10 protein-coding genes are annotated in these 13,498 nt (G+C 62.4%); 1 reads left to right on the top strand and 9 read right to left on the bottom strand.

The annotated features are described in order from the left end of the window. Nucleotide 1: 1 nt before the first annotated feature. Nucleotides 2-1,471, top strand: a complete 1,470-nt coding sequence (gene xylB, locus ACHMWQ_RS17370) for a xylulokinase (protein ID WP_396308431.1) — start codon at nucleotides 2-4, stop codon at nucleotides 1,469-1,471. A gap of 12 nt (nucleotides 1,472-1,483) precedes the next feature. Here the strand turns inward: xylB and ACHMWQ_RS17365 are convergent, their stop codons facing one another. The 9 genes from ACHMWQ_RS17365 to ACHMWQ_RS17325 form a co-directional block, all read right to left on the bottom strand. Continuing rightward, nucleotides 1,484-2,428: a sugar-binding transcriptional regulator gene (locus ACHMWQ_RS17365; RefSeq protein ID WP_396308430.1), complete on the bottom strand. Its 945-nt coding sequence runs from the start codon at nucleotides 2,426-2,428 to the stop codon at nucleotides 1,484-1,486. A gap of 141 nt (nucleotides 2,429-2,569) precedes the next feature. After that, a complete protein-coding gene (locus tag ACHMWQ_RS17360; RefSeq protein WP_396308429.1) occupies nucleotides 2,570-3,388 on the bottom strand; it encodes a carbohydrate ABC transporter permease in 819 nt (272 codons plus the stop codon). Further along, entirely contained in the window at nucleotides 3,381-4,121 is a 741-nt protein-coding gene (locus tag ACHMWQ_RS17355; protein WP_396308428.1) for a carbohydrate ABC transporter permease, read from the bottom strand. The genes ACHMWQ_RS17360 and ACHMWQ_RS17355 overlap by 8 nt, the downstream gene beginning before the upstream one ends. Nucleotides 4,122-4,317: 196 nt before the next feature. Further along, complete coding sequence (locus ACHMWQ_RS17350) at nucleotides 4,318-5,541, bottom strand: ABC transporter substrate-binding protein (RefSeq protein WP_396308427.1); 1,224 nt, start codon at nucleotides 5,539-5,541, stop codon at nucleotides 4,318-4,320. A 264-nt stretch (nucleotides 5,542-5,805) separates the two neighbouring features. Beyond that, entirely contained in the window at nucleotides 5,806-7,254 is a 1,449-nt protein-coding gene (locus ACHMWQ_RS17345; protein ID WP_396308426.1) for a xylulokinase, read from the bottom strand. Nucleotides 7,255-7,283: 29 nt separating this feature from the next. Next, a complete protein-coding gene (gene tkt / locus ACHMWQ_RS17340; protein WP_396308425.1) occupies nucleotides 7,284-9,287 on the bottom strand; it encodes a transketolase in 2,004 nt (667 codons plus the stop codon). Between the two features lie 236 nt (nucleotides 9,288-9,523). Beyond that, nucleotides 9,524-10,570, bottom strand: coding sequence for an ABC transporter permease (locus ACHMWQ_RS17335; protein WP_396308424.1), 1,047 nt, complete (start codon nucleotides 10,568-10,570; stop codon nucleotides 9,524-9,526). 11 nt (nucleotides 10,571-10,581) lie between these two features. After that, on the bottom strand, nucleotides 10,582-12,093 hold the full coding sequence (locus tag ACHMWQ_RS17330; RefSeq protein WP_396308423.1) for a sugar ABC transporter ATP-binding protein: 1,512 nt from the start codon (nucleotides 12,091-12,093) through the stop codon (nucleotides 10,582-10,584). 78 nt (nucleotides 12,094-12,171) lie between these two features. Beyond that, entirely contained in the window at nucleotides 12,172-13,332 is a 1,161-nt protein-coding gene (locus tag ACHMWQ_RS17325) for a sugar ABC transporter substrate-binding protein (protein WP_396308422.1), read from the bottom strand. Nucleotides 13,333-13,498 lie beyond the last annotated feature (166 nt).

The raw sequence follows: 13,498 nt of genomic DNA, 5'->3' as shown, positions 1-13,498 counted from the left end.
CATGTATCTCGGAATCGATATCGGCACGACGGCGACCAAGGCCATCCTCGTGGACGAGAGCCAACGAACCCTGGCGCGGGCCACGCAGGACTACGTGACATCGCGACCCGGCCCGGGACGGAGCGAGCAGGATCCGGCCCTGTGGATCGAGGCGGTTCAGTCGGTGCTCGCGGTCCTGCGCCGATCTCGCCCCGACGCTTTCGCGGCGGTCCGGGCGCTGGGCCTTTCGGGGCAGATGCACTCGCTGGTGACCCTGGATGCCCATCATGACGTCGTGCGCCCCGCCATCCTCTGGAACGACGGGCGCGGCGTGGAACAATGCGCGGAGATGACCGCCAGCGTGCCGGATCTCGCCGAGATATCCGGTGTTCTCGCCATGACGAGCTTCACTGCTGCGAAGCTGCTATGGGTCCGGCAAAATGAGCCGCAGCTCTATGACCGCGTCACGCATGTGATGCTGGCAAAGGATTATGTGCGGTTCTGGCTCACGGGCGAAATTGCCAGCGACATGTCGGATGCCGGCGGCACGCAATTGTTCGATCAGGCCCAGCGGCAATGGTCGCCGGCCATTCTGGACGGGTTGGGCATCGACCGGGCCCTTATGCCGCCGCTCATGGAAGGCCACCAGATCGCTGGCGGCCTTCGCCCGGCGCTGGCCGCGCAGCTCGGCCTGCGAGCCGGCCTGCCGGTCGCCTGCGGCGGCGCCGATGTCGGCACGGGCGCGATCGGTCTCGGCTGCGCCGCGCCGGGCTCGGGGTTCATTTCCCTTGGCACGGGTGTCGTCTATTTCGTGGCGCAGGACCGCTACGCGCCCAAGCCCGACCTCGTCCTGCACAATTTCGCCCATTGCACGCCCGGCTGGTATCAGATGGCCGCCATGCTGAACGGCGCCAGCGCCCTGAACTGGGCCCGGAAGCTGATGGGCGTGGCCGATATCGGCGCGCTGGTGTCGAAGGTGGAGGCCCGATATGCGGGGCCGTCGTCCCTGATGTTCCTGCCCTATCTGAGCGGCGAGCGCACCCCGCATGGCGACAGCGACATTCGCGGCGCCTTCTTCGGGCTCAGTCCGGCCTCCGACCCGGTCGATATCGCCCAGTCCGTGATGGAGGGCGTCGCCTTTTCGATACGCCAGGCAGACGAGCTGCTGACGCAAGCCGGCAGTCCCTGCGCCGTTCCCGGCCTCATCGGTGGCGGCGCGCAGAGCCTGCTCTGGTGCCGCCTTCTCTCCACCGTGCTGGGCCGCAATCTGGCGCGCTACGACGATGCCGATCTCGGGCCGTCACTTGGCGCGGCCCGCCTGGCCATGATCGGGGAGGGCGGATGTGATGTTTTCGAGATCGCAACGCCTCCCGACCGCGAAGAAGTGATCTCTCCGTTCCAGGACCAGGTCGAGCGCTATGACCGGCGGTTCGAAGCCTTCAAGGCGATGTTCCCGGCGGTGTCAGCCTATTCGTCGCATTCGGATCTCTAGCGGGGACGCCGCTCAGCCTTCGCAAAGCAGGGCGGCGGTTTCCGCATCGGTCCCGAGCGCATTGATCATGCGGCCGCGCATCGCGGCGCGGATGGCGGGGACTTTCTCGGGGCCCATCGCCACGGCGATGCTGTGTGTGACGTTCGGCAGCGCGTCCAGCGGCAGCGAAAGCGTCCGCGCGTCGATGTCGGAGTGCACGACCTGACCCTCGGCATTGTAGAAACGTGCGCAGATGGAGCCGACAGCACCATCCGCTATGATGGCTTGGACGCGCGACGGCGGAAACAGGCCGTTGCGAAACGTCGACGCGCCTTCCGTCATGGCGCCGATGCCGACGATGGCAATCGACACACGATCGATCAGCTGAAAGATGTCACTCACGCCTGACGTGGAGCGCAGGGCTTCGGCGGCTTCCATCGAGTCCACCACGGCCGGGACGGGCAGCACCCAGGCCTGAGCGCCGATCCGGCGCGCCAGCGTGCGGCAGATCTCGCCGGTATGGCTCGCTTCCTCGGCGCGGCCGACCCCTCCGATCAGAGTCACCACGGACAGATTGTCGGCCCGGATCAGCCGGCCGGCGGCGGCGACGCTGGCGACCGTCTCGCCATTGGAAACACCAATCACCGTGTCGTTTGCAACCAGGTCCTCGATGCCGCGAAAGACGGCGTTGCCGAGCAGTTGCAGCCGGTCGACGTCGGTAGAGCGCCGATCGACCACGATCGCGAAGGAGAGGCCGAAGCGCTGCATCAGGCGCGCTTCGAGCGCGGCGTTGCGAAACGCCCTTGTTGCGACGCGGATCTCGACGATGCCGAGTTCCATGGCCAGCTTCAGATATCGGCTGACGGTGGCCTCGGAGATCTGAAGGTTCCGCGCGATCTCGTTCTGGGGAACTCCGTCCTCATAGCGCAGCCGCGCGACATTGATCAGCGCCTGTTCGTCCGGCTTCGGGCGTGCCATGGGGCTCCTTGATCGCTGACCGGCGAGTTGATCGCTGAGTTTCCGGTTTCTGGCGACGCTATATCAGATTTTCCTGCAATCGCTTTCTCTAACGGCTCTTCTTCCTGCACTCTCCTAGGCGAGCCGGGGCAAGCCGCCCGGTTACTTGATGCCAGAGCCAATGGCGCTATCGATGAAATATCGCTGCAGGAAAATGAACAGCAGAGCCATCGGGATCGTGCCGAACGTCGAGACTGCCATGATCTCGCTGTACTTCGTATTCAGCGTCATCTGGAACGCCGCCATGCCAAGGGGCAGGGTCCGCAGCGTGTCGGTGCTGGTGATGATCAGCGGCCAGAGATAATTGTTCCAGCTCAGGCTGAAGGTCAGGACCGCGACCACCACGATGCTGGGCGCCAAAAGCGGAACGATGATCCGGCTTAGAATGGTGAACTCGCTGGCGCCATCGATCCGTCCCGCCTCGAGCAATTCATTGGGAATGCCCTGGATCGCCTGCCTCAGGATGAAGATTCCTGCCGCGTTCAAGGCCGTCGGAAGCACAATGCCGGCGTAGCTGTCGTGCCAGCCGAAAGCGTGCACCTGCAGGAAAAGCGGGATCACGATAGCCTCGATCGGGATCATGATCGAGGCAAGGACGGCGATCCAGATCATCTCCGTGTAGCGGTTCCGCAACTTGGCGAAGCCATAGGCGGCGAGAACGCCAAGAAAGAGCGTGACAAATACGGATACACCCGCCGCCAGCAGCGAATTCACCAGATAGCGGAGAAACGGCCGCGCCTGGAACGCCTTCACATAATTGCTGATGCCGGCGCTGCCGAAATCCCACAGGCTGCCGTCCAGCAACTCCCTATCCGTCTTGAAGGAGGCGGCGAGCATCCAGAGGATGGGAAACAGCGCGACGACCGCGAAGATCGCGATGAACGCCAGGACGGCGATGCGTTCGACGTGGGACCTATGCATCTCTTCGTCCTGAAATCAGCCAGATCTGAATGAGGCTCAGCAGCATGATGCAGCCAAAGAGCACGATCGAGTAGGTACTGGCGCGGCCCATGTCCAGATAGCTAAACGCCGTCTTGTAGATGAGGATCGTCAGGATCTGCGTCGCGTTGGCGGGGCCGCCATCGGTCAGGACCTGCTGGAAGACGAAGGCCTTGAGGCCGTTCACCGTCGCCAGGACGACCACCAGCGCGATGGTCGGCCGCATCAGCGGAATGGTGATGTGCCGGATCATCGGAAACAGCTTGGCGCCGTCGAGCCGAGCAGCCTCGAAGCAGTCGCGCGGCAGGGTCAGAAACCCGGCCAGGAAGATGATGGTGTAGTAGCTCGTCGCGTGCCACCAGCTCATGAAGATCAGCGCCCATGGCGCATAGGCGCTGTTGGTCAGCCAGGGGATCGACGCCATGCCGGCGCTATTGAGCGCGTCGTTGATCGGCCCGCGCTGGTTGAACATCAGTTTCCAGACCAGGGCGACCGACACGAATGGCAAAATCGATGGTAGATAGAGCAGGAACCGCCAGACGCTTCGGCTTCGGCCCAGCGTGCTGAGGAGGCCGCCCAGGATGAAGGACAGGCCGATCACCGGGACGATGGTCCAGAAGACGTAGAATGCTGTTACCCAGAGCGAGCGCAGGAATTGCTCGTCCGACGCCAGGCGGGTGTAGTTGGAAAGCCCGGTGAAGACGGGCGGCGACATCAGATCGTATTTATGGAAGCTGATATAGACTGCGTACAGAACGGGATAGAGCTGAAATATCGCCAGATACAAAAGAGCGGGCGCTATGAATATGAGAGATAAGCGTCTTCTAGACTGAAACACGCGTCAGTACCTTTCGGCCGCGTAGTGCCCACCCGGGTTTCACACCGGATGGGCAATCGACTTCGACGGATAGTTAGTTCTGGCTACGCACGAAATCGATCTGCTTGGCAGCCTGATCAAGCGCTTCCTGCACCGAGGTGCCCTGCATCATCTGCTCGATCGCGTCCTTGATCGCCTTGCCTTCCTCGTTCCAGGTCAGCGAGCGCCAGTAGTAGGTGCCGTACTGAAGCTGATCCGCAAAGATGTCGGCACCGATCGTATCCTTCGCTGCTTCCGACTTCTCCCAGCCCTTCAGGCCGGTCACGTAGCCGGTATGGCGCAGATAGCCATCGCCATCCGAGGTCAGGAAGCGAAGGAAGCGCCAGGCTTCTTCCTGATTCTTGGAAGCCTGGGTGACCGTCATCGAATAGTTGTAGAGCAACGTCTTTGGATTGGCCGGGTCCTTCTGCGGGATCGGCGCCACGACGTAGTTCTTCTTGACGTCCTCGCCGAACAGCGGAGGCGACCAGATGCCGGCCATCATCATCGACTGGCGACCATCGGAGAAGTCCTGCAGGGCGTTGACCGGATTGACGGTGGCGTAGTCGGGGCCGCCGATGCCATCGGTCACCAGGCGCTGCCAGGTGTCGGTGAAGGCCGCAACGCATTGCGGCGAGTTGATCGTCGCCTTCCCGGCACCGTCGAGCACTTCGCAACCATACTGGTTGAGGATCGGCCAGTATTCCATGGCATACCAGAAGCCATCTAGCCCGAAGACCCAATTGAAGCCGAGGCGGGTGAAATTGCCGCTATCGTCCTTCTTCTGAACCTTCTTCGCCATTGCGAAGAGGTCATCCCAGCTCTTCGGCCAATTGGCCTTGTCGGTCACGTCGATGCCGACCTCTGCGAAATGTTCCTTGTTCATGAACAAGGCGAAGGTATTCAGCTCTTCTGGAAGTCCGTAGATCTTGTTGTCGATCATCAGGCCCTTGAGAGCGCCAGGCGAATACAGCGCCTCCAGTTCCTCATTGGTCTTGACGCCCATGGCCGGCAGGTTGGCCTCGGCGAGAATGCCCTTGCTGACGAATTTCGGGTAGAGGTAGTCGAGCACGTTGATCAGATCGGGCGCCTCGCCAGCGGCGATGGCCGCCAGCAGCTTGACCTCATAGTCGCCATGCGGATCGGACTGGAACTGGAACGTCACATCCGGATGGAGCTTGGTGTATTCGGCCGCTTTCTGCTTGATGAATTCTTCTGCTGGCGGGTAGGTGTGGTGCCAAATCTTCAGTTCGGCGGCGTTGGCAAGACCTGTTGCCATTCCAATGGCAGCCATCGAGGCTGCGATCAGAAAATTCCTAGCTTTAAACGAGCGCATTCTTGGTCTCCTCCATAGAAAATATTCTTATTGATTTATTGTTGCTGGGTAGTTCGGGTCTTCATGCTGGCGAAATCGGCGGCACGTCGATAATTCCATAGTCGAGATTATCGCTACACAGGCACTATCGATAAATAGAGACGATCTTGGCGCTTATTGCAATAACTTATTATAAAGAAGGAAATTCAATTAAAATCGGACCTCTGCTTAAATGGTGGGTCGCGAAGACTGCTTTAGCCCGCGATAGATCCCTCGGAAGTGAGCCAAATCTTCGTCGAGCCCATCCACGGGGCGGGGCAGGATCATTGGGTCGGTGGCGGCCGCGAATGGAATATTGGCTGGCTGGGGCCAGTGGCCCGCCGCCATGCCGCCCAGATAGGCGGCGCCGAGCGTCGCGCTGCCAGCATCCAGCGCTGGCTTGAGTGGGACCTGGATCGTGTCGGCCAAGAGCCGGCGCCAGCGCGGGTCCCCGCTGCCACCCCCGGCAAGCAGCATGTGAGGGGCCGTGATGCCTTCCCGCTTCAGCGCGTCCCAGCTGTCCCGGATAGCCATTGCCACGCCATCGAACACCGACCGGATGATCTGGTTGCGGCTGCAGCCAAGGCGCATGTTGGCCCAGACAGCGGTTGCGTCCGGGTCGAGCAGCGGCGCGCGCTCTCCCGCCGCATAGGGGAGGAAGATCACGCCGCCATGGCCTTCGCCAGACTCGAAGGCGCCCTCATACATCTCCGGCCAAGTGGCGCCCAGAACTCCGCGCGCCCATTCGAACACGGTGCCGCCATTCTGCATCGCCGCCATCACATAGAGGCTGCGGCCGATGCCGCGATAGCTGTTGTAGAAGGGTTGCAGCTTCGGCTCGATGCGGTCGGTAACGGCCATGATCTGGATGCCGGAACCGATCTGCAGGATCGTCGAGCCCGGTTCGATCTGACCCATGCCGAACAGGCACGCGGCTGTATCCGATAATCCGGCTGCGACGGGGATACCGGGCCTCAGGCCCAATTCTTCCGCCCGCCCGGTCGTCAGGCGACCGGCGACCGAACTGGATTCGACGATCGGGGACAGGATTTCCGGATCGATGCCAATCGCCTGGATCAACGCCGTCGACCACTGCTCCGCGACAATGTCGTAGAGCAAGGTCATGGAGGCATCGCTGGGCTCGGTCGCGATCTCACCTGTCATCGCGAAGCGCAGCCAGTCCTTTGGCGAGAGGGCCCGGCGGATGGCGGCAAAGGTGGCCGGCTCGTTGTCGCGCAGCCACATCAGGGAAAGGCCCGCCATGCCGGTCACCACGGGATTGGCAAGCGGTAGCCGGATTTCAGCCGGCAGGGCGAGGATCTCGTCCATTTGTGCTGTGGCGCGCTGGTCCGCCCAGAGGATGGCCGGCCGCAGCGGTTGGTCGTTCTTGTCCAGGACCACGACACCATGTGCCTGCCCGGAAAGCCCGATTCCCTGGACGTCGTCGCCGCGGCCGGCGCAGCATTCCCGCACCGCCGCGACTGTTGCCGTCCACCACTCCTCGACCGCGGTTTCGGCATAGCCGGGGACCGGAGAGCGAACCGCATAGGTCCGGCTTGCTTCCGCGACGGCTCGACCGGAGCCGTCGATGAGCAGGGCCTTTACCGAACCGGTGCCTAGATCGATGCCGAGAAACATGGACTGTCTTTCCCGATGCTGGAGGCGGATCAGCCCAACAGGGCGATTGCCTCTGCCACGACGCGCTCGGCGGTGATGTTCAGGAGGCGGTAGAGCTCCGGGCCAGTTGCGGACTCACCAAAGCGATCGACGCCGACGACCGTGCCTGGTCCCTTCAGGAACTGATACCAGTACAGCGGGGAAGCGGCCTCGACGAACACGGCAGGCGTGCCGAAGGAAAGGACCTCGTCCTGGTAGGCCTTGTCCTGCGCGGCGAAAATGTTGCCGTTCGGTATCGATACCAGCCGCACCGATTTGCCCTGCTGCTCAAGCTGGTCGCCGGCGGCGATGATCTGGGCCAGTTCCGATCCCGTGCCGACCAGCACAACGTCTGGCGTCTCCCGCGACGACTGGCGTAGCACATAGCCGCCCCTGCGGATGCCATCCAGGTGTTCGGGCCTGTGTGCGAACACTGCGCCATCCTGCCGGGCCGCGACAATCACCGTCGGCGCCTTCCGCTTGAATGCGGCCTCCCAGGCGGCGAGCGCTTCGAGTTCGCTGCCCGGGCGCCAGAGCGACATGCCGGGGATCGCCCGCAGCGCCAGCATCTGCTCGCAGGGCTGGTGGGTCGGGCCGTCTTCGCCGACGCCAATCGAGTCGTGCGTATAGAGGAAGATGGCGCGCAGTCCCATCAGCGAGGCCAGGCGCACGGCATTGCGGCTGTAGTCGCTGAACACGAGGTAGCACGAGCCGTAGGGCAGCAGGCCGCCATGGGCGGCCATGCCGTTCATCATGGCCGACATGCCGAACTCGCGCACGCCGTAATGGACGAAGTTGCCGGCGAAATCATCCTTCGTGATGGACCGGGAGGCCGACGTCCATGCAAGCGTCGAAACTGAGACATCTGCCGAGCCGCCAATGACTTCCGGCGTATTCTCGATCAGTTTGGTCGCAACCCGGTTCGATCCCTTGCGAAGCGGCTGCTTTGCCGGATCCGAGGCAAGGATCCTCGCGACTTCCGCGGCAACAACGGCGTCGAAGTTCTTCGGCAGCTCGCCCGCATTGCGACGGCTGAATTCGGCGGCCAGCTCCGGGTAGCTCTTCGAGTAGTCAGCGAACAATTCGTTCCAACGACTCTCCGCGGCCTCGCCCTTCGCCAGGGCATTCCAGCCTTGCAGGATCTCGGCGGGCACGAAGAATGCCGGATGATCCCAGCCGAGGCTCTTGCGCGTCAGCGCCACTTCCTCGATGCCCAGCGGCGATCCGTGGACCTCTTCCTTGCCCTGCTTGTTGGGCGAACCGAAGCCGATGATCGTCTTGCAGCAGATCATGGTGGGCTTGTCTTGCGACCGGTGGGCTGCCTCGAAGGCGCTGGCGACGGCGTTGCTGTCGTGGCCATCGACATCGGCCACGACGTTCCAGCCCAGCGAACGGAAGCGGGCGGCCGTGTCGTCGGCAAACCACGCGCCGACTTCGCCGTCGATCGAGATGTTGTTGTCGTCATAGACGGCGATGAGCTTGTTCAGGCCGAGCGAACCCGCCAGCGACGCCGCTTCTTGGGCCACGCCCTCCATGAGGCAGCCATCGCCGACGAACACGTAGGTGAAATGATCGACGATCGGGAAGCCATCGCGGTTGAACTCGGTGGCAAGCTTCTTTTCCGCGAATGCCATGCCGACGGCGTTGGCGAAGCCCTGACCCAATGGACCTGTGGTGGTCTCTACGCCATCCGTGATGCCCAATTCCGGATGTCCCGGGGTCTTGGAGTGCAGTTTGCGATGATCCCTGAGGTCCTGGACCGTCAAATCGTAGCCCGACAGGTGGAGGAGCGAATAGATAAGCATCGAGCCGTGTCCGTTGGATTGGACGAACCGGTCGCGATTGCTCCATTTGGGGTTCGCAGGATTGTGTTTCAGAAAGCCGTTCCAAAGAACCTCGGCGATGTCGGCCATTCCCATGGCGGTGCCGGGGTGGCCGGAGCTTGCCTGCTGAACAACATCGGCGGTCAGAAACCGGATGGCGTTGGCAAGGTCACGGCGGCTGGGGGATGTCATCGTCAGGTCCTATAAAGGGATGGCAGTCATGTAAGGATGTAAGGTTGACCGTACAACTTATTGGGGCCGGTCTGTCAACCCTTTTGACGGTCCCTCGCAATTTCCGGCCGACCAATTTCGGTCGACCCTCGCCTTACTGCCCGGCTAGCTGCTGTCGTCGGCATCCCAGGTCCCGCGCGCGTGAGCGCGGGTCTGGAGGTTCGCCTGTCCTGCATCGCTGCCCTGCGTCGGAGGCGCTACTTCTTGTTGAGGCTGCGCCGGCGCCACTGGTCGAAGATGACGACCAGAACCACCACCACGCCCTGCGCGATGCGCTGGTAGAATGGGCTCACCCCGAGCAGGTTGAGGCCGTTGCCAAGAACGCCGACGAGCATGGCGCCGATGAGCGAGCCGATGACGCCGCCTTCGCCACCGAACAGATTGGTGCCGCCGATCACGACCGAAGCAATGGAGCGAAGCTCCTCGCCTTCGGCCAGCAGGGCATTTGCGGCACTGAGCCGGGCCACCAGCAGAATGCCCGCTATCGAGGCCAGCAGGCCCGAGATGGCGTAGACATAGATCTTCGTTCGGCCGATGGAGATGCCGCAGACGCGCGCCGCCTCCCGGTTGCCGCCGACCGCATAGACCGCTCGGCCCAAGGCCGTGAATTTGAGCACATAGATCGCTATGCCCGCGCAGATCAGCGCGATGAATATGCTGGCCGGAATGCCTGCGACATTCGCTGTCCCAAGCCATGTGAACGACGCCGGCATTTCGCGTGTCGAGGACGGCCCGGGCACGGATTGTCCCTGGGTTGTCAGCAGTGCGACGCCACGGAATACCTGCATCGTTCCGAGCGTTGCAATGAAATCGGGGATCTTGAAGGTCGCGATGATCCATCCGTTCAGCAGTCCGGCGAGCAGTCCGACCATCAGTCCAGCTGCCAGGCAGACCGGGACCGGCAGATAGCCGAAGTCGACGCCGAACAGGACCAGCGGCGATGTCATCAGCACGGCGGTCGTTGCCGAGGCGAAGGCGGCGATGGCCGCCACGGACAGATCGATGCCGCCCGTCAGGATCGCGAAGGTCTGCCCGATCGCCAGGATCGCGAGTGGCGCGGTTTGACGGCCGATATTGGCGAAGTTGGTATGGGTGGCAAACTTTGGCGAGGCGAAGGACAGATAGGCGATCAGCGCAATTAGGGCGATCAGCGGGCCTGCCTTGAAGAGAATGTCCCGCAATGCCAACCGCGACCGATCTGCCTTGGTCGAGGTGGGGCTCGTGGGGGTGATTTCATGTGCCATCGTAACGCCTGTCAGTGTGAATGGAGCAGCAGCGCTTCTTGGGAGAGCTGTTCGCGCGTCAGCTCCACCTTGATGAGGCCGCTGCGCATGACGAGGACCCGGTCCGCCAAGGCGACCAGCTCGTTGATCTCCGACGAAATCATCAGGATCGAGGTTCCAGCCTCGACCAGCCGGCTCATGATGGTGAAGACTTCCGCCTTGGCGCCCACGTCGATGCCGCGGGTTGGTTCGTCGAAGATGAGTATATTCGAACCGCTCGACATCCATCGGGCCAGGATGACCTTCTGCTGGTTGCCGCCGCTATAGTGCAGGAGCTTCTGGGTCATGGATGGCGGTCGGATCCGCATCATCCGGATATAGTCAGCGCTCTCGCGCTTCTCGCGGCCGAGCTCGAGATTGGACAGCATCGGACGATCCGAGAGCCATGCGAGGCTCAGATTGGGCGCGATCGGTTGCATCGGGATCAGGCTTTGCCGGCGATCCCGCGACAGCAGGCCGATCCGTGCGGCAATGGCATCCGCCGGGTTGTGATCCCGAAGCCGCGTCTCGCCCACGCGGATCTCGCCGCTGTCGAAGGGTGCCAGTCCGAAAATGGCGCCGGCCAGTTCCGCCTGGCCCGCGCCCATCAGGCCGTAGACGCCCAGGATTTCGCCTTGCCGCAGCGAGAAGGAGACGCCCTTGAGCGCCGTTCCCGAAACCAGATTCTCGACCCGCAGGACGTCCTTGCCGGTCACGCTGTCGAATTTGGGGAATTGCTGCCCCATCACCTGACCGACCATCAGTGAGACGATCTTCTCCTCACTCGCTTCGGCGACTGGGAGGGACGCTGCGAGGCGGCCGTCTCGCAGCACCGTCACTCGATCGGCGATCGCCATGATCTCTGACAGGTTATGCGAGATGTAGACGACGCCGTGCCCCTCTTCCTTCAGGAGGCGGATGACGTCGAAGAGCCGGGTTCTCTCGCTGTCAGACAGCGCGGATGTCGGCTCATCGAACAGGACAATTTTTGGTGCGCGCTCCAGCACGCGGGCGATCTCGACCAACTGTTGCTCAGCGACTTCCAGCCTGCCGACCGGTGCGCGCGGATCGAGATCGACACCGAGGCGTCGCAGGATTGCCCTTGCGTTCTTCTCGGCCGCCCGCCAGTCGATGGAGCCGAAGCGTCGGGGCAGGCGGCCGAGATAGATGTTCTCGGCAACGGAAAGGGCAGGGACCAGACTCAATTCCTGATGAACCAGGCCGATGCCGAATTTTGCAGCGTCGAAATTCGACGGCACGATCTTGCCGTCGATCATGATGTCGCCGGACGTCGCCGAGTATTCTCCGGCGATGATCTTCATCAGGGTTGACTTGCCCGCCCCATTCTCGCCCATCAAGGCGTGAATTTCTCCGGCGCGGATGTCCAGCGAGACGTCGCAAAGCGCAACGTTGCCAGGGAATACTTTGCCAATGTCACGGAGGTGGAGAAGCGTATTCGCCTCCGGGGCAGAGTCAGGCAGAGTATGGGCGGGCGAGGTAGCCACCTTATGCAACTCCGTCAAGTCTATCGAGCCGAATGCGGATCGGCGATGCGACGCCGATAGCCGACTATTTGGAGATCGCTACTTCTTGCAGTTGGCGCGCATCGTTGCCCAGTCGATCTGCTCAAGCTTCGGATCAGGATAGAAAAGACGCGCGTTGTTGATCTCGACAGTGCGCGGGCGGATGTCGAAGATCTTCTCAACGTCTTGCTTGCAGGCGATCTCGACGGCGATCTTCGTGCCGTACCATCCCCAGTCGGCAAAACCATGCGTGGTCTCCCCGATCAGCTTGCCTTCCGCGATGCGGTCGACCGATTCCGGCGTCACGTCATTGGTGAAGATGGCAACCTTGCCATCGCCGACCTTGACACCGTCGGACGCGGTCTCCAGCCGGCCGGCGTTCTGCGCCGCCAGCATCGCGCCCAGGCCCATCTCGTTCGAGGCGGCCCAGATGAAGTCGATGTCGTCATGGGCCTGCAGGAAATCTTCGGCGCAGTTGGTGCCCTTCTCGCGCTTCCAGTCGCCCGCGCAGGGAGCGCCGACGATTTCGATGCCCGGGAAGTCCTTCAAGACGTTCCGGAATCCGGTCAGGCGGGTGTTCGAGTAGAAATTGCCGGAGACGCCTTCGATGATGACGCCCTTGGCCTTGATCGCTGCCTTCTGCTCGGGCGTGAGCTTGTCGAAATTCTCTTTCCAGAACGCGCGGTCAAGATAGGTTTCCGGCTTCACATCCAGCTTGTCGCCGGCGCCGAGCACGCCCGGCGCGCCAAAATAATCCGCGACTGCCGACGCGCTGACTTCCGCCGCGACCGTGTTGTCGTAGCCGATATAGCTGTCGACCTCGAGGCCTTCGATCGGCTCGAGCAGGTTCACGACAATGACGCCGATGCCCGCTTCCTTGGCGCGCCGCAGGGCTGGCTTGACTGAATTGACGTCGGCCGGAGACACGGCGATGACGTCGACCTGCTGCTGGATGAGATCGTCGATCGCATTGACCTGCTGGGCGATGTCGTGGCCCTGGCCGGTCGAGGTGATGATCTTGACGTCAAAGCCTTTTCCCTTCGCGTCGGCGGCCGACTTCTCGAAGAAGTCGGTGGCGGTCTTGAAGACGCCGGAGACGTCCGGCGGGGCCCATCCGATCGTGACCTCTATCGGGGCGTCCTGCGAATGCGCTCCGGAGACCGAGGCAATAATTGCCAGGGGCGCGATCGCGGCAGCGAGGACTTGCCTCAACCTTTTCATATTTCTCTCCTCCCAAAGACCAAACATGACGGGGGAAGGCTGACAGCGCAAAATACGGATGTCAAGATAGCCGCCTGTAATTACAAGATGTTGGCACGCGAGGTTGAACCGGGTCCGGCGCGGGGGCGCCGGACCGCCCCTGGAGAAGCTGTGGGGGAAGTCTGTT

This window comes from Kaistia sp. UC242_56 (genome assembly GCF_044452255.1).
GTDB lineage: Bacteria > Pseudomonadota > Alphaproteobacteria > Rhizobiales > Kaistiaceae > Kaistia > Kaistia defluvii_A.
This window is presented reverse-complemented; position numbering and strand designations above follow the sequence as displayed.